This is a genomic window from Spirosoma rhododendri (assembly GCF_012849055.1).
In the GTDB taxonomy this organism is placed as follows: Bacteria; Bacteroidota; Bacteroidia; order Cytophagales; family Spirosomataceae; genus Spirosoma; species Spirosoma rhododendri.
Genome location: NZ_CP051677.1, coordinates 5,261,782 through 5,278,876, shown reverse-complemented (window position 1 = coordinate 5,278,876; position 17,095 = coordinate 5,261,782). Strand labels below are relative to the sequence as shown.

Genomic DNA, 17,095 nt, shown 5'->3' with positions numbered 1-17,095 from the left:
TGCCCGCCAACACTATCCCGACGGTGGGCAGGCAGTCGCCCGGCGTCTTTCGCATAATGTCTCAGAAAAAAGTAGTTCTTGCCTTTAGCGGGGGTCTCGATACCTCCTTCTGCGTTAAATACCTGACCGAAGACCGAGGTATGGAAGTATATTCCGTGCTGGTCGATACGGGCGGTTTTTCGGACGATGAGCTGAAAGCCATCGAAGAACGGGCCTACTCGCTGGGCGTGAAGTCGCACACGACGATCTCCAAAACCGACGATTACTACCAACAGTGTCTGAAGTTTCTGGTGTTTGGCAACGTCCTGAAAAACAACACCTATCCGCTGAGCGTCAGTGCCGAACGGATTTTTCAGGCTATCGCTGCGGCTGAATATGCCCGCGAAATCGGCGCGTCGGCCATTGCCCACGGCAGCACCGGTGCCGGTAACGATCAGGTGCGCTTCGATATGGCGTTTCGGATTATCGCACCCGATGCCGAGGTGATCACGCCCATCCGCGATTTGAAACTGTCGCGCGAAGCGGAGATTGAGTACCTCAAGGCAAAAGGAGTCGATCAGGAGTGGCACAAAGCGGCCTATTCGATCAACAAAGGGTTGTGGGGAACATCGGTAGGTGGTAAAGAAACGCTGACCTCCGATCAGTTTCTGCCCGAGTCGGCCTGGCCAACGCAGGTGACGAAGACCGAACCCGAAACCGTCGAGCTAACATTCGAACACGGCGAAATCAAAGGGATCAACGGTGAAAAATACAGCAATCCCGTCGATGCCATCCGCAAGCTGACAGAAATGGCTGGGCCATTCGGCATTGGCCGCGATATCCACGTGGGCGATACCATCATCGGTATCAAAGGACGCGTCGGTTTCGAGGCACCGGCTCCACTGATTCTGATCAAGGCGCACCACCTGCTCGAAAAGCACGTGCTGGGCAAGTGGCAACTGTACTGGAAAGAGCAGCTGGCCAACTGGTACGGCACGATGCTGCACGAAGGGCAGTTTATGGACCCCGTCATGCGCAACATCGAGGTGTTCCTGAATGACACGCAGGCCCACGTAACGGGCAAGGTTCGGGTAATGCTGGCTCCGTACCGCTTTCAGGTACTCGGCATCGAATCGGACCACGATCTGATGTCGGCCAAGTTTGGGTCGTACGGTGAGATGAACAATGCCTGGACCGGCGACGACGTGCGCGGCTTCTCGAAAGTGGCGTCGAATCAGGTCATGATCTACGAAAAAATTAGTGAACATAACGGTTGATGCCAGCCCACTGGGCATCGGATTCTACCACCGGCAGGCGCAAACGGGCGTCAGCCGGGTGGTGGAAAAACTGGTAGCGGGCCTGCACCGGGATCCCTCGGTGCGGCTGACGCTGGCGGCTCCGACGCACCTGAGCGGCACCATGCGCTATGCGGACACCACCTTTGGCGCACAGGCTCCCCCGTTTGTAAACCGGCCGGTCGAACAACGACTGGCGCGGGTTGAAAACGGACTGCTCAGTCCCTTCGTGTGGAACAGTATGCCGTCGAAACTGATTCGGGAAGGGTTCTACCGGATGCGTCGACAACTGGACATGGAAACGGCCCGGTTCGATGAGCGTCAGTTTGCCGAACAGGCCATTTACCACTCGCCTTTCTACGCCATACCACCCGAAATCGGGGCCAGTAAACGCATCAAAAAGCTGCTGACGGTACACGACCTGATTCCGGTGCGGCACCCGGAGTGGTTTCCCGATGGTGAGCGGGCCGTTCGTCAGGTGCTCGAAACGCTGCCGCCCGATGCCTTCGTAACGACCGTTTCGGAAGCGACGAAGGTCGATTTTTGCGAGTACACCGGCTTCGACCCCGCCCGGGTTACGCCGATTCGGCTGGCTGCGTCGCCCGACCTGTTTTATCCCGCAACCGACGAATCGCGGCAGCAGGCCGTCCGGCAGAAGCTGGGGCTGGGCGATGGACCTTATTTGCTGAGCCTGGCAACGCTGGAACCGCGCAAAAATATCGATCACCTGCTACGTTGTTTCGTAAACCTGGTCGAAGCGGGCGAACTGCCCGATGAACTGAATCTGGTGCTGGTGGGGGCGAAAGGGTGGAAGCTCGACGCCCTGCTGGCGGAAATCGCCCGGCACGATCGCATTCGCAACCGGCTGGTATTCACGGGATTCGTTGCCGACGACGACCTGGCCCCGCTCTACACCGGTGCGCTGGCGTTTGTTTATCCGTCGCTCTACGAAGGGTTTGGGTTGCCACCGCTGGAAGCCATGCAGTGCGGCCTGCCGGTAATTACGTCCAACGTATCGTCGCTGCCCGAAGTGGTGGGCGATGCCGCGTTGCTGGTGCCGCCTACCGATGCGGCTGCGCTGTCGCAGGCGTTGCTGACGGTGGTCAATTCCGCGACTGTCAGGGCCGATTTGTCGGCCCGGTCGCTGGCGCGGGCACGGCTGTTTTCCTGGGAGAAGTTTAGTCAAGAACACATAGCGCTGTACAAAACCATAGCATGACGACATTCAACATTGGTATCGTGGGCGGGGCTGGCTATACGGGGGGCGAACTCCTGCGTATTCTGCTCAACCACCCGTTTGTAACGATCACATTCGTCCATAGCAACAGTCAGGCGGGGAAACCCATCTGGACGACGCACACCGATTTGCTGGGCGATACCGACCTGACTTTTACCGGCGAGGACCTGAACGGGCTTCTGGCCGACGATAGTCTCGACGCCGTTTTCCTGTGCATGGGCCACGGGGCATCGCAGACGTTTATGACCGAGTACGACGTGTCGGACGACATTACGATCGTCGACCTGAGCACCGACTTCCGCGATGAGCACGACGACTTCGTGTATGGCCTGCCCGAACTGCAACGCGACCGTATCCGGGAAGCGACGCGGGTAGCGAATCCGGGCTGTTTCGCCACGAGTATTCAGTTGGCCCTGCTGCCGCTGGCCAAAGCCGGTAAGCTCACCGATGCCGTGCAGGTCAGCGCCATCACGGGCAGCACCGGTGCCGGGCAGGCCCTCGTGCCGACAACGGGCTTTACCTGGCGCAACAACAACGTATCGATCTACAAGGCGTTTACCCATCAGCACCTCGCGGAGATTCGGCAGAGCCTGAATCAGTTTGATCCCGATTTTAAAGCCGCCATCAACTTCGTACCCTACCGGGGCGACTTCACGCGCGGAATCATGGCGAATGTGCATACGCCGTTTGCCGGTACGATTGAAGAGGCAAAAGAGTTGTACAAAAGCTTTTACGCCGAACATCCGTTCACGCACGTCAGCGATGCCCCTATCGACATCAAGCAGGTTGTGAACACCAACAAATGCCTGCTGCATCTGGAGCTTCACGACGGGCAACTGCTCATCACGAGCGTGATCGATAACCTGACGAAAGGAGCCGCCGGGCAGGCCGTGCAGAACTTCAATCTGGTAACGGGCTTACCCGAGGATACGGGATTGCGGTTGAAAGCCGTCGCGTTTTAAATGAAAAGGCCAGCCTGATGGGCTGGCCTTTTTAATGACCAAGTGTTCGTGAACAAGTAGCTGTCTCACGTACATGTAGCGTGTAACAAAAAAGGGTTTTTGGGTTGATGAAGTGAGTTTTTCTTCCTTACTTTTTGGCGTCATTTTACCACGACCAACCACAATCAACTACGTTCCTTTTATGCACTCATTTACACGACTACTCAATCTGGTTGTCATTGTTTCACTGCTTGGGCTGGCTGCCTGCCAACGGCCTTCACCAGCGTTATTCATGCCCGAACGGCACGTAGCCGCAGCCCGCCTTGCAGCGACGCCATCGGCCGAGCCGGTAGCAGCAAAAGCGGCTGAAACTGTCGCTCCGGCAACTCCCGTAGCGGTCGTGGAGGAACCCGTCACTGTGCTGGCTACGACAACGACTGACGTAAGGCCTTACCAACGGCTGAACATCGAGGGCCGTCACAACCTGACAAAAGCAGCCCTTCCGCAACCGGAGGTCAGGCGGGCGGTTACCTCCATCGATAAAGCATCGCGAAAAGAGTTGAAGCGACAGTGGCGGCAGCGGATGCGTCAGTCGGGCAGCACCGTTAGCGGGCTGGCGATCGCGTCGCTGGTGTGTGGTATTCTGGCCTTTTTCCTGTTGGGTATCGTACTGGGTATCCTGGCCATTATTTTCGGGGGCGTTGCGCTATCGAAAATTCGGAAAAACCCGGAGGTGTCCGGGCGGGGTATGGCCGTTGCGGGGATGATACTGGGCATTGTGGCTACCGTTGTCACCGTGATTTTCCTGGCCAGCCGATAAGTAATAAACTGCTATTCATTAAGTAGATGCAATGCCCCGAAATTGATTTCGGGGCATTGCATTTTAGAATTTACGGCACCACCGGCCAACCGGTCTTGTCCCAGCGTAATTCGCGGATCAGTAGTTTAGACTTGCCCTTGTCGGCTGCATCGTAGCCGTGGTAGATCAGGTAATCGGCGTTGTTGACCGTGTACACGGCATTATGGCCAACCCCCTGCCAGTTGGCATCGCCCTGCAACACCGGCGTACCACCGCCCTGCTTCATCTGTTTGCCGGATTGGTCGAGGTAAGGGCCGGTGATTTTTTTGGACCGCCCCACCCATATTTTGTACGTGCTGTTGACGCCCCGGCAGCAGTAATCGACCGATACAAACAGGTAATGATAGCCGTTGTGTTTGAACAGAAATGGGGCTTCGATGGCACCGTTCCCCGCGTTACGAACGCCGGTCGAGTCGGTGCGGGGGCGGCTGGCGATCGTGTGCAGGTTGGCGTTCGCGGCTGGGGCGGTCAGGCTATCGTTGAGTCGTACGAGCTGAATGCCACTCCAGAACGAACCGAATGTCAGCCAGCCCTGCTTTTCGTCGTCAACAAACAGGTTGGGGTCGATGGCGTTCCAGTTGTCTTGGCCCGGCACCGACTGAATCACCAGCCCCCGGTCGGCCCAGTGGTAGTTCGGGTCTGCCGGGTGCAGCGTTGTATTGGTCGCCAGCCCAATCGCCGACGAATTTTTACCGAACACCGACGACGAATAGTAGAGGTAATACAGGCCGTTGTGGTACGAAATATCGGGTGCCCAGAGGTCGTTGGGCCGCGTGGCGGGGTTGGCCTGTAGAGTCCAGGCGGGGGGCGTATCAAATACGGGCTTCTCCGCTTTCCAATGCTGCCGATCCGGCGACGACCACAGGCGAAGGCCCCGGCCTGTCGCGAAAACATAGTACGTACTGTCCTGCCGAATCATGACCGGATCGTGAACGGAAATCAGCGGGGGTGTCTGCGCGCGGCCGGTAGCCAGACAGGCAACGAGCAGGCAGAGCACAGGGAGAAAGGAACGCATCGGCAAAAGCAGTAGTTTTCGAGTCGAAAAGCGGTTTTGCCAAGCTGTCTAACCAAAACCGAGTACCGTAAACCGACACCGTTTTGCCTGCTACCATCCTCCTCATCGACGACGAACCCCGCCTGCGCAGTTTATTGGCCCGTATCCTGAGCCTGGAAGAGTACAGGGTGCTGGAAGCGGAGGACGCCCGCAGTGGCCTGAAAACCCTCGAACGCGAAACGGTTGAGCTGGTCATCAGCGATGTCAAGCTGCCCGACAAAAACGGAATTGCCCTCGCGGAAGAAATCAAAAAGCGGTACCCGGCCACCGAAATTATCGTTTTGACCGCTTACGGAACCATCGCCGATGGGGTGACGGCCATCAAAAACGGCGCGTTCGATTACATCGTCAAAGGCGACGACAACGAGAAAATAATCCCGCTCGTGAGCCGGGCTGTCGAGAAAGCGCAGTTGCAGTTCAGGATTCAGCGGCTGGAAGCGCAGGTCAACAAGCAGTACAGTTTCGACCCCATCGTGGGGCAGTCGCGGGTCATTCAGCAGGCCGTCGACCTCGCCCGTCGCGTTGCCGTGACCGATACGACGGTGCTGCTGATGGGCGAAACCGGTACGGGAAAAGAAGTGTTTGCGCGAGCGATTCACGGTGGTAGCCCCCGCCGGAAAGGCCCGTTTGTCGCGATAAACTGCGGAGCGCTGGGTAAAGATATTCTGGAAAGCGAACTGTTTGGCCACCGCGCCGGTGCCTTTACCGGTGCCAGTCGTGACCAGAAAGGGCTGTTTGCGGAAGCAGACAAGGGAACGATTTTTCTGGATGAAATCGGGGAGATGCCGCTCGATTTACAGGCCAAGCTGCTGCGCGTGCTGGAAACGCACGAGTTTCTGCGCGTTGGCGATACCAGACCTACCCATACCGACGTGCGCGTTGTGGCGGCCACGAACCGGCATCTGGCGCAGGAAGCCGAGGTGGGCCATTTCCGGCTCGATTTATACTATCGACTATCGGTATTCAGCATTGACCTGCCCCCCCTGCGTGAGCGGCTCGGCGACGTTCCCGTACTGGCCGAGCAGTTTGCCCGGCAGGAAGCCGCCAAGATTGGTCGGCGCGACGTTCGGCTGAGCGATGGGTTTGTGCAGCGGCTGAAACAGCACTACTGGAAAGGCAACATCCGCGAGCTAAAAAACATCATCGAACGGGCCGTTATCCTGTCGGACTCATCGGAGCTGACGCCTGATCTGCTGCCCTACGACATGCAGACGGGAGCAGCCGCAGAGCCGTCGAACGATGCTGACACGTTCGACCTTGCCACGCGTGAACGGCAACTGATTCGCCGGGCACTGCGCCATACCAACGGCAACAAAACCGAAGCCGCCCGTCTGCTCGGTATCGGCCTGACGAGCCTGTACCGCAAACTGGCCGAAATGGACGCCGATACGCCGACGTCCTGACGTCCTATCCAAATTGACACCCTATCAAAACGGCAAGCCGACCCTACCAAAATGGAAAGGTCGGCTTGCCGTTTTTGGTGCTGGCTGAACAATCAAGAGATATAACTAACTGTTAGTCTGAACGTTGCCTACAATCTATTGAGCCTGTCTCGCTCTGGTCTATTTCTTGGCATGGGTAGTCCGACAACTTGATGTACCACTGTTTATGGCAACCCTGCTGCTTCTTATTGTGTCGGCCCTGCTTTGTTTCGTGGCCTTTTACAAAACCATCGACTGGTTCGAAAAAATATGATTACTCTCCTCTTCGTCGTAGCCCTGCTGGTGTTTGCCTACATGCTCTACGTGCTCATCAAACCGGAAAAATTCTAGTGTCAAAGAGCGAAAGAATGAAAGAGCGAAAGAGCGAAAGCTCATGCGCTGGCTCTTCGTTCGCTCTTTCACTCATTCACTCTTTCGCTCTTTAAAAACGATATGACTTCCGAATGGATTGGGATATTCGCCATGTACGGCCTGACCGTGCTGCTGGCCATCCCGCTGGGCAAGTACATCGCGAACGTGTTCGCCGGAAAGCCCAACCGCACCGGCGGACCGGTATTTGATTTTATGCGGCCGCTCGAACGGCTGATTTACCGGCTCGGCGGCATCGACGAAACGCAGGAGATGAGCTGGAAAGCCAGCCTTGTCGCCCTGCTGACGATCAACGCTGTGTGGCTGGTGTACGCGTTTTCGCTCCTGCTGACGCAGGGAAGCCTGCCGCTCAACCCCGACGGGAACCCGTCGATGACGCCTGACCTGGCATTCAACACCGCGATCAGCTTCCTGGTCAACTGCGATTTGCAGCACTACTCCGGCGAATCGGGGGCCACGTATCTGACGCAGATCGGGGTGTTCAACTTCCTGATGTTTATGTCGGCCGCAACCGGTATTGCCGCGCTGATTCTGATTGTCCGGTCGTTTCTGCCCAAAAGCGTCGATACGGTCGGTAATTTTTACGTCTACTTCGTCAAATCGATCACACGGATTCTGCTGCCGTTCTCGCTGCTGCTATCTATCGTGCTGGTATTCAACGGGACACCCGCCAGCTTCGACGGTAAAGACAGCGTCGTGACTATGCAGGGCGATACGGTTGGCGTGTCGCGGGGGCCGGCGGCTGCGCTGATCGGTATCAAACACATCGGGACCAACGGTGGGGGTTACTTCGGGGCCAACTCGGCGCATCCGCTCGAAAACCCCAACTACCTGACCAACATGGCCGAGATGATCGCGCAGGTGATTCTGCCGATTGCGATGATCTTCGCGCTGGGTTTCCTGATAAACCGGAAAAAATTCGCCTGGATGATCTACGGCGTAATGACGGTTGGGATGCTGATGCTGCTCGTACCGACGCTCATCAGCGAACTGCACGGCAACCCCGCCATTGCCCGCATGGGTGTTGCCCAGCCGACGGGCGCGATGGAAGGCAAAGAGGTTCGTTTCGGACCGCTGGCGTCGGGCTACTGGAGCATCGTCACGACAATCATCTCGACGGGTTCGGTCAACTCCATGCACGATTCATCAATGCCGGTGTCGGGAATGATGCAACTGCTGGGTATGATGACCGGCGCCTTCTACGGCGGCTGTGGCGTCGGTATCCTGAACTTCTATTACTTCCTGATTATCGCGGTCTTTATTTCGGGCCTGATGGTAGGCCGGACACCGGAGTTCTTCGGTCGAAAAGTCGAAGCGCGGGAGATCAAGATCGCGTCGATTGTCGCGCTGGTCAGTACGCTGCTCGTCAAGGGTGGCACGGCACTGGCGGCCTGGCTGTTCGTCAACTACCCCAACGCTGATTGGGCGGTGAAGCCGTCGGCTTGGCTGAATAACCCCGGCTACCACGGTTTTTCGGAGATGCTCTACGAGTTCACGTCGGCCAACGCCAACAACGGCTCCGGCTTTGAAGGACTGGGCGACAACAACTTTTTCTGGAACTATGCTACGGGTATCGTGCTGCTGCTGGGTCGTTTCCTGCCAATCATCGGCCCCGTCGCGATTGCGGGTCTGCTGGCCCGGAAGAAGTACGTGCCTGAATCGAGCGGTACGCTGCCAACCGACAACGGTACATTCGGGCTGATGGTCTTCGCAGTTATCATGATCATCACCGCGCTGTCGTTCTTCCCCGCTCTCACGCTGGGTCCGCTGGCCGAGTATTTCAGCCTGAAGTGATGCGCTGGGCGATAATGGTCAGTACATCGGCCAATGTCATCGGCTTGGAAGGCTGCACGTTTTCTTCCGAACCGACGTGCTGGTGAAAAGGAAACGTTTCGATTTGCTCGTAGTGAAGAGCGTTATCCCAACGGTGAATCAACACATTGTCAGCCGTTTGCCATTGATAGCCGTAGCGGTAATGATTGTCAGGTTTATGCAGCTTCTCGAAAATAGACAGCGAACTGCCATTCCGGAACAGAATGCGCGCTTTGCGAAAACTAACGACACTATTTTCTTCCTGAGCGGTGATGATCCAACTGCTAATCAGATCTGGATACGGTTCAATGGCTGCTTCCATCAGCTAAGTACTTGCAGTTCGTCAGTGTAGCCCTGAACCATTTCAATGCTTAATTCCCACTCCATGTCGTCATCTTCTTTCTCGATGATGCCGAATTTGGATAGATGCGAATCCGTTTTGTCGACCACGCGACGACGAAACTCAATGAAGTCCATACCGTACTTCTGCTGGTAGTAATCGATGCGACTCTGATAATACGCCATCTTCTGTTCGACGGCATGACGAAGTTGAATACGCGTAAAATCAAACACACTCCGATAGCCCAGCGATTGGGCAAGGTTGTCGAGCCGATCTGTTGCAAGAGGAGCCGTCATAACAAACTCTGTTTTTTCAAAGATAACCAAAATGACAACCAGCCAATCAACTTTCGGGTACCAGCCGCTGGGCGATAATGGTCAGTCGTTTTTCAATACCTCGCAGCTCGATCAACTCCGCCCGCCAATCCATGATGTCGTCTTCGCGTTCAAACAAACCAACCTGTGTCACCTCGTTGAAACGCTTGTCGAACTCCTCATAGCGCATGCCGTATTTCGCTTCAAACGCGTCGATGCGGTCGCTGCACACTTTGAGTTCACGCAGCAATTCTTCCTGCATCTTTTTGATCGTGTAATCGGTGCTCGATGAGTAACCCGCCTTCTGAAAGACCTGCTCGATAGAAGCCTGTTCGACCGTCATAACAAACTCTGTTTTTTAGTAAAGATAACCAAAATGGCAAATCAATCTTCCCCGTCACTGTTCCAGGGCGCACTCGTTCGAACGGCCATCCGGGAGTCATTCGTCAAGTTAAATCCGGCTATTCTCATCAAGAATCCGGTTATGTTCACCGTCGAAATCGGCACGCTGATTATGGTGCTGGTAACGGTCTACATCGGTGTGTCGGGCGATCAGACGCAGGGGTCGCTGGGCTACAACATCACGATCACGTTTATTCTGCTGCTGACGCTGCTGTTTGCCAACTTCGCCGAAGCCATCGCCGAAGCGCGGGGTAAGGCGCAGGCCGAATCGCTCCGCAAAACCCGACAGGAAACTCCGGCCAAAGTGATCCGGGCGGTGGGGAATATGTACACCAACGAGATACAGACGATCTCGTCGGCCCAACTCAAAAAAGGCGACGTCTTTGTCTGCGAACCGGGTGATATCATCCCCTCGGACGGGGAAATCATCGAAGGGCTGGCTACCATCGACGAATCGGCCATTACGGGCGAATCGGCACCGGTTATTCGCGAAGCGGGGGGCGACAAATCGTCGGTGACGGGCGGTACGAAAGTGCTGTCGGACTATATTAAAGTGCAGGTGACGACGCAGCCGGGGGAATCGTTTCTCGACAAGATGATTGCACTGGTCGAAGGTGCGTCGCGGCAGAAGACACCGAATGAAATTGCCCTGACGATTCTGCTGGCCGGTTTTACGCTGATTTTCATCATCGTCTGCGTCGCTCTAAAACCCTTCGCCGATTACGCTAACACACCCATTACCATCGCGGCCCTGATTTCGCTGTTCGTCTGCCTGATTCCGACCACCATCGGCGGGCTGCTGTCGGCTATCGGTATCGCGGGGATGGACCGCGCACTGCGGGCCAACGTCATTGCCAAGTCGGGCCGGGCGGTGGAAACGGCGGGCGACATCGACACGCTGCTGCTCGACAAAACGGGTACGATCACGATTGGTAATCGCAAAGCGACGAATTTTTACCCGGCACCGGGTATCAAGCAGGCCGATATGGTGCGCATTGCCGCCCTGAGTTCGCTGGCCGACGAAACGCCCGAAGGTAAGTCGATTGTGGAACTGGCCGGATCGGATGTGACGCGGCACCTGAACACGACGGGGTCTAAACTCATCAAGTTCACGGCTGAAACCCGCTCGTCGGGTATTGATCTGGCTACCGGCGAACGCATTCGCAAAGGAGCAACCGACTCGATCCGTACTATTGTGGAACGGGTGGGAAATCACTTCCCGCCAGAGACTGACGCGAAAGCAAAGGAGATTGCAGCTAACGGTGGAACGCCACTGGTCGTGACGGAAAACGAGGAGGTGAAAGGTGTCGTCGAGTTGCAGGATATCATCAAACCCGGCATCGCTGAACGCTTCGACCGTCTGCGGAAAATGGGCGTCAAGACGGTGATGGTAACGGGCGACAACCCGCTGACCGCCAAGTTTATCGCCGAAAAAGCAGGTGTCGACGACTTCATTGCCGAAGCCAAGCCGGAAGATAAGATGCAGTACATCCGCCACGAACAGACGGGTGGTAAGCTCGTCGCGATGATGGGCGACGGTACCAACGACGCCCCCGCTCTGGCCCAGGCCGACGTGGGTGTGGCGATGAACTCCGGTACGCAGGCCGCCAAGGAAGCCGGTAACATGGTCGATCTTGACAACGACCCGACGAAACTGATCGAGGTAGTCGAAATTGGGAAGCAGTTGCTGATCACACGCGGTACACTGACGACGTTCAGTATCGCTAACGACGTCGCCAAGTACTTTGCTATCGTTCCGGCCCTGTTCATCACGTCGATTCCGGCCTTGCAGGCACTGAACATCATGCGGTTGCACAGTGCCGAGTCGGCCATCCTGTCGGCGGTGATTTTCAACGCGATCATCATCCCGATGCTGATTCCGCTGGCCCTGCGTGGGGTTGAATACAAGCCCATCGGTGCGTCGGCCCTGCTGCGCCGGAACCTGCTGCTCTACGGCGTTGGTGGCGTCATTGCCCCCTTCATCGGTATTAAACTGATCGATCTGCTGGTCGGGGTGTTTGGGTAGACCTCACGGCAGCGGCCGTTGACCTCACCCCCATCCCCTCTCCTAAAACAGGAGAGGGGTAACTATCAGAAAATTTACGTTCGAATACTTTGTAAAGAAGTAAGCAAAATAAAACTTCCGAGCCTGCCCCCCTCTCCTGTTTAGGAGAGGGGCCGGGGGTGAGGTCAATCCCATGAAAACGAATCTTATTCCCGCTATCCGCCTGACGGTGGTCATGCTTATTCTGACATCCGTTATCTATCCGCTCGTGGTGGCGGGTATTGCCAAACTTGCACCCGGTGGTGGTAAAGGCGTTACGGTCGAAGCCAACGGTAAAGTGGTTGGTTACGCGCTCGTCGGGCAGAAATTTACCGACGATAAGTATTTCAATTCGCGCCCGTCGGCGGTTGAGTACAACGCGGCTGGCTCGGCTGGCTCGAACAAAGCACCCTCGAACCCCGACTACCTGAAAGCCGTTGAGGCCCGTATCGACACGTTTATGGTGCACAACCCGACGGTGAAAAAAGCGGATATCCCCGCCGAACTCGTGACGGCGTCCGGCTCCGGCCTCGACCCCGATTTGTCGCCTGAAGCGGCTAAAATTCAGATTGCCCGGGTTGCGAAAGTACGCGGTATATCGGCAGAGCGGCTTACCCAACTGGTCGATGAACACACCCACGGCCCATTGTTTGGCGTGTTTGGCCCGTCGACGGTGAATGTGCTAAAACTAAACGTCGCGCTGGACGCGCTCAAATAACGAAACGTACCGGTGATGCCGGTGAACCACCGGACTCACCGGGGTAAATCGGGAATCAATGCGTAGTGAGTTAATTGGTCTGGCCCTGTTGTTTGGCGCGGCCGTTGGCCTGTCGATCCTGATAGGTCGGTATCTGAGCCGGGTATTCGGGCATGAGCGCAGTCTGCTGGACTGGCTGGCCCCGGTTGAACGAACCCTGTTCCGGCTAATCGGCGTCGACCCCGGCGTGTCGATGCGCTGGTCGCAGTACCTGGGGGCGGTGGGGGTAACAAGTGTGGTCTGGCTCGTACTGGCTGTGGGGCTGCTGATGACACAGGCCCGGATTCCGGTCTGGAATCAGCAGAACATCCCGTCGATGGAATGGACGCTGGCGCTGAACACAGCGATCAGTTTTCTGACCAGCACCAACCTCCAGCACTATTCAGGCGAAACCGGCGCGACGTATTTTTCGCAGATGGTTGTGCTGATGTTTCTGCAATTTGTATCGGCGGCAACTAGTCTGGCAGTAGGGGTGGCACTGGTGCGGTCGTTACGGGCCGAGTCCGGCACGAGCCCCGGCAACTTTTATGGCGATCTGATGCGCTCCCTCACGCGGGTGCTGCTGCCCTTATCGCTGCTGGTCGCTATCGGGCTGGTGTTTGCCGGGGTACCCATGACGTTTGCGCCCTACGACACCGTGCAGACGTTGCAGGGCGACACCGTAACCGTTGCGCGCGGACCTGTGGCGGCTATGCTGCCGATCAAGCATTTGGGGTCGAACGGGGGCGGGTTCTTCGGGGCCAACACGGCGCACCCGTTCGAGAATCCGACGATGGCGACGTATTGCCTGCACCTGATTACCGTGTTTCTGCTGCCGATGGCATTTGTCTGCTTCGTTGGTTTCTACCTGAACCGGCGCAAGCTGGGCGTTATCATCTTCACGCTCATGACCGGGTGCTGGCTTATGCTGACCATTCCAATCATGCAGCAGGAGTGGGCGGGTAACCCGGCCATCAGTGCGCTGGGTATCAATCAGTCAGCGGGTAGTCTGGAAGGGAAAGAAATGCGGTTTGGTACCTTGGCATCGGCGTTCTGGTGCGGGGTTAATATCGTGATTCCGGCGGGGGCGCTTACCTCGATGCACGACAGCTACACGGCCCTGTCGGGGTTGTTTATGCTGCTGGGTATGCAGATCGATGCGTTCTACGGCGGAGTCGGAACGGGGTTTATGTACCTGTTTCTGTACATCATCATCGCCATTTTTATCGGTAGCCTGATGATCGGTCGCACACCCGAACTGCTGGGCAAAAAAGTTGGCCAAATCGAAATTCAGCTGGCAACGGGTATCATTGTCGCGCAGCCGCTGTTGTATCTGGGGCTGACGGCCGTTGCCGTACTGGTTGCCCACCAATCGCCCGACGGCGGGGTGTCGCTGGGCTGGCTTAGCAGCCGGAACGCCGGCCCGGTCGGTTACCACTGTTTTACGACGATGTTGTACGAGTACGTATCGTCGGTGGCGGGGAATGGATCGGGCTTCGAGGGGCTGGGCGACAACACTCCGTTCTGGAACCTGACGACTGCGCTCGCTATGCTGCTGGGGCGGTTCATCCCGATTGTCGGAACGTTGCTGATTGGTGCGCTGCTCTACGAAAAGCGGTTTGTGCCGCCCTCGCCAGGTACGTTGCCCACCGAGTCATACACGTTCGGTGCGCTGCTGTTTATCGTCATCGTCATCATCGGTGCACTGTGTTTCTTTCCTGCCCTGGCCATCGGCCCCATTGCCGAATACCTGACACAGACGAAGTAAGTTTAGTTTTTTAGTGAGTAAGTGAATACAACAAAACCAACGTGTCCGTCGCTGTGCGGACCATCAACCATGAAACGTATTGCCCAATTTTTCTCCCTTGCTGCCGTACCGTTGCTGACGGTGTCGGCCATTGCCCAGACCACCGATACCACGCTTACGTCGGCGGTTACATCAGCCGCCACCACAGCCGCGCCCAATGCTGGCCTGACGCTGTCGGGCTATGTTGAAGCGTATTACAGTTACGACTTTACGGCCCCAAAAACCGATCAGGAGCGGCCCGGCTTTCTGTACAACCACAAACGAAATCGGGAAGTCAACGTCAATCTGGCGTTTCTGAAAGCTGCCTATGCCGGGGAGCGCGTCCGGGCGAATCTGGCGTTGCAGGTTGGTACCTACGCGCAGTACAATTACGCGGCTGAACAGGGCCTGCTCAAAAACGTGTTTGAAGCCAACGCCGGGGTGAAACTGTCGAAAAGCCGCGATCTGTGGCTCGATGCGGGTATCTTCTCGTCGCATATCGGTTTTGAGAGTGCTATCTCGAAAGACTGCTGGACACTGACGCGTAGTATACTGGCCGAAAACTCACCCTACTACCTGTCGGGGGCCAAAGTGACCTACAACACCGGAACGCCGGACCGACCTAACGGCAAATGGACGTTTGTTGTATCGGTGCTCAACGGCTGGCAGCGCATTGCCAAACTGCCGGGTTACAGCGGTATGGCGATCAGCACGCAGGTACAGTACCGCCCCTCGTCGATGCTGACATTGAACTGGAGTAGCTTCCTCGGCTCCGACCGGCCCGATTCGCTCCGGCAGGGTCGGTTCTTCAACAACCTGTACGCGATTATCAACCCAGCGGGTAAATTCGGCGTTATCCTCGGTTTCGACATCGGTGCGGATCGCAAGCCCGTGGTGCAAACGGGGTCTGATGTACGGCAGGATGGGGGCGGCAGTTACGTCTGGTACTCGCCCGTGGTGATTGCCCGCTACAAAACCTCGGACCGCAGCTATATCAATGGCCGGGTGGAATATTACGACGACAAAAACGGGGTAATCATCGCTACGGGTACCCCGAACGGCTTCAAAACGTTCGGCTATTCCCTGGGCTACGACTATGGGATTCTGCCCAATGCGCTACTGAGAATAGAAGGGAAGCTATACGACAGTAAAGACGCGATTTTTTCCGCCAGCAACGGTCTGAGCAAAACAAACACCTCATTAACAACAAGTTTAGCGATTAGCTTTTAGTGAATGAGTGTGTAGCCTGGACCGGCCCGCGCCGGCGGCCACCGCGCCTGCGGGCCGGTCCAGGCTACACCGCCGTAAACCGTATACCGAATACTTTAAACTGACATGCTTCCCGACGAACGCGACCAATCGGCTGACAACTTCCTCCGGCTCATTCAGGAGTCGCGACGGGGTAAATTCAAGGTATACATCGGCATGAGTGCGGGCGTCGGAAAATCGTACCGGATGCTACAGGAGGCTCATGCCCTGCTGCGGGGTGGTATCGACGTGCAGATTGGCTATATCGAAACGCACAACCGCGCCGAAACGCACGCCCTGCTGGATGGGTTGCCCATCGTGCCGCGCCGAAAGCTGTTTTACAAAGGCCGCGAACTGGACGAAATGGATGTGCAGGCGGTCGTGAACCGGCACCCCGAACTGGTCATTGTCGATGAGCTGGCGCATACCAACATTCCCGGTTCGAAAAATGAAAAACGCTGGCAGGACGTCCTCGAAATCCTCGACGCCGGTATCAATGTCATCAGCGCGGTAAATATTCAGCACATCGAAAGTCTGTACGACGAGGTGCAGGCCATCACGGGCGTCGACGTGACTGAGCGCGTGCCGGACCGGGTACTTCAAACCGCCGATGAAGTAGTAAACATCGACCTGACTGCCGACGAGCTGATTACGCGGCTGAAAGAAGGTAAGATTTACGACCCCGGCAAGGTGCAGATGGCCCTTGCCAACTTCTTCCAGACGGAGAAGATTCTGCAACTGCGCGAGTTGGCCCTGCGCGAAGTAGCGTCGGCAGTAGAGCGGAAAATCGATACGATTCTGCCCCCCGGCACCCAGCCCAAAAACGAACGGTTTCTGGCGGCTGTCAGCAGCAATCACCAGACCGCCCGGCGCGTCATCCGCAAGACGGCCCGGCTGGCGGCTTACTACAATTCGCGCTGGTTTGTGCTCTACGTACAAACCCCGTCGGAGAGCGCCGACCGCATCAAACTCGACGTGCAGCGACACCTCATCAACAACCTCAAGCTGGCCACCGAACTGGGTGCCGAAGTGATTCAGGTCAAAAGTGATAACATCTTTATCAGCATTATCGAAGAAGTCAACCGGCGCAACGTAACGACAGTATGCATCGGTAAGCCGCATTTTAGCCTGATTCAGATAATTTTGCGCACCAATGCCTTCAACCAGCTACTCAACAAACTCGCCGACTCCGACACAGACCTGATAATACTTTCCTGATCAAAGAGCGAAAGAATGA

At 56.5% G+C, this 17,095-nt stretch carries 16 protein-coding genes; 12 read left to right on the top strand and 4 right to left on the bottom strand.

The window, feature by feature from the left end; translation table 11 throughout:
* Nucleotides 1-56 precede the first annotated feature (56 nt).
* From argG to HH216_RS25600, 4 genes are all read left to right on the top strand, one after another.
* The gene (gene argG / locus HH216_RS22020) at nucleotides 57-1,256 is read left to right on the top strand and encodes an argininosuccinate synthase (RefSeq protein ID WP_169552817.1); all 1,200 of its coding nucleotides are present in this window, start codon (nucleotides 57-59) and stop codon (nucleotides 1,254-1,256) included.
* Entirely contained in the window at nucleotides 1,240-2,493 is a 1,254-nt protein-coding gene (locus HH216_RS22015; protein WP_169552816.1) for a glycosyltransferase family 4 protein, read from the top strand. The genes argG and HH216_RS22015 overlap by 17 nt, the downstream gene beginning before the upstream one ends.
* Nucleotides 2,490-3,473 (top strand): N-acetyl-gamma-glutamyl-phosphate reductase, encoded by a 984-nt coding sequence (argC, locus tag HH216_RS22010; RefSeq protein ID WP_169552815.1) that lies wholly within the window; start codon nucleotides 2,490-2,492, stop codon nucleotides 3,471-3,473. Before HH216_RS22015 ends, argC begins: the two co-directional genes overlap by 4 nt.
* A 181-nt stretch (nucleotides 3,474-3,654) precedes the next feature.
* Nucleotides 3,655-4,272, top strand: a complete 618-nt coding sequence (locus HH216_RS25600; protein ID WP_217371877.1) for a DUF4190 domain-containing protein — start codon at nucleotides 3,655-3,657, stop codon at nucleotides 4,270-4,272.
* Nucleotides 4,273-4,342: 70 nt separating this feature from the next.
* Here the strand turns inward: HH216_RS25600 and HH216_RS22000 are convergent, their stop codons facing one another.
* Nucleotides 4,343-5,326 carry an arabinan endo-1,5-alpha-L-arabinosidase gene (locus tag HH216_RS22000; RefSeq protein ID WP_169552814.1) on the bottom strand — a complete coding sequence of 328 codons (984 nt, stop codon included), beginning with the start codon at nucleotides 5,324-5,326 and terminating at the stop codon, nucleotides 4,343-4,345.
* 83 nt (nucleotides 5,327-5,409) lie between these two features.
* Between HH216_RS22000 and HH216_RS21995 the strand changes: the two genes are divergently transcribed.
* From HH216_RS21995 to kdpA (HH216_RS21985), 3 genes are all read left to right on the top strand, one after another.
* Entirely contained in the window at nucleotides 5,410-6,768 is a 1,359-nt protein-coding gene (locus HH216_RS21995; protein ID WP_169552813.1) for a sigma-54-dependent transcriptional regulator, read from the top strand.
* Nucleotides 6,769-7,056: 288 nt separating this feature from the next.
* Complete coding sequence (locus HH216_RS26960; RefSeq protein WP_169553480.1) at nucleotides 7,057-7,137, top strand: potassium-transporting ATPase subunit F; 81 nt, start codon at nucleotides 7,057-7,059, stop codon at nucleotides 7,135-7,137.
* Between the two features lie 102 nt (nucleotides 7,138-7,239).
* On the top strand, nucleotides 7,240-8,970 hold the full coding sequence (kdpA, locus tag HH216_RS21985; RefSeq protein WP_169552812.1) for a potassium-transporting ATPase subunit KdpA: 1,731 nt from the start codon (nucleotides 7,240-7,242) through the stop codon (nucleotides 8,968-8,970).
* Here kdpA (HH216_RS21985) and HH216_RS21980 read toward each other — a convergent pair.
* The 3 genes from HH216_RS21980 to HH216_RS21970 are packed head-to-tail and all read right to left on the bottom strand — an operon-like array spanning nucleotide 8,957 to nucleotide 9,985.
* Nucleotides 8,957-9,310 carry a toxin-antitoxin system TumE family protein gene (locus HH216_RS21980; RefSeq protein WP_169552811.1) on the bottom strand — a complete coding sequence of 118 codons (354 nt, stop codon included), beginning with the start codon at nucleotides 9,308-9,310 and terminating at the stop codon, nucleotides 8,957-8,959. The two genes, kdpA (HH216_RS21985) and HH216_RS21980, sit on opposite strands and share 14 nt — an antisense overlap.
* Nucleotides 9,310-9,624 (bottom strand): hypothetical protein, encoded by a 315-nt coding sequence (locus HH216_RS21975; protein ID WP_169552810.1) that lies wholly within the window; start codon nucleotides 9,622-9,624, stop codon nucleotides 9,310-9,312. Before HH216_RS21975 ends, HH216_RS21980 begins: the two co-directional genes overlap by 1 nt.
* Before the next feature lie 46 nt (nucleotides 9,625-9,670).
* A complete protein-coding gene (locus tag HH216_RS21970) occupies nucleotides 9,671-9,985 on the bottom strand; it encodes a hypothetical protein (protein WP_169552809.1) in 315 nt (104 codons plus the stop codon).
* A gap of 33 nt (nucleotides 9,986-10,018) precedes the next feature.
* On the opposite strand from HH216_RS21970, the gene kdpB reads away from it, so the two are divergent.
* From kdpB to HH216_RS21945, 5 genes are all read left to right on the top strand, one after another.
* A complete protein-coding gene (kdpB, locus tag HH216_RS21965) occupies nucleotides 10,019-12,070 on the top strand; it encodes a potassium-transporting ATPase subunit KdpB (protein WP_169552808.1) in 2,052 nt (683 codons plus the stop codon).
* A gap of 172 nt (nucleotides 12,071-12,242) precedes the next feature.
* Nucleotides 12,243-12,806, top strand: a complete 564-nt coding sequence (locus HH216_RS21960; protein WP_169552807.1) for a K(+)-transporting ATPase subunit C — start codon at nucleotides 12,243-12,245, stop codon at nucleotides 12,804-12,806.
* Between the two features lie 58 nt (nucleotides 12,807-12,864).
* Nucleotides 12,865-14,592: a potassium-transporting ATPase subunit KdpA gene (gene kdpA, locus HH216_RS21955; protein ID WP_169552806.1), complete on the top strand. Its 1,728-nt coding sequence runs from the start codon at nucleotides 12,865-12,867 to the stop codon at nucleotides 14,590-14,592.
* A 69-nt stretch (nucleotides 14,593-14,661) separates the two neighbouring features.
* A complete protein-coding gene (locus HH216_RS21950; RefSeq protein ID WP_169552805.1) occupies nucleotides 14,662-15,840 on the top strand; it encodes a porin in 1,179 nt (392 codons plus the stop codon).
* Nucleotides 15,841-15,945: 105 nt separating this feature from the next.
* Nucleotides 15,946-17,076: a sensor protein KdpD gene (locus HH216_RS21945; protein ID WP_169552804.1), complete on the top strand. Its 1,131-nt coding sequence runs from the start codon at nucleotides 15,946-15,948 to the stop codon at nucleotides 17,074-17,076.
* Nucleotides 17,077-17,095 lie beyond the last annotated feature (19 nt).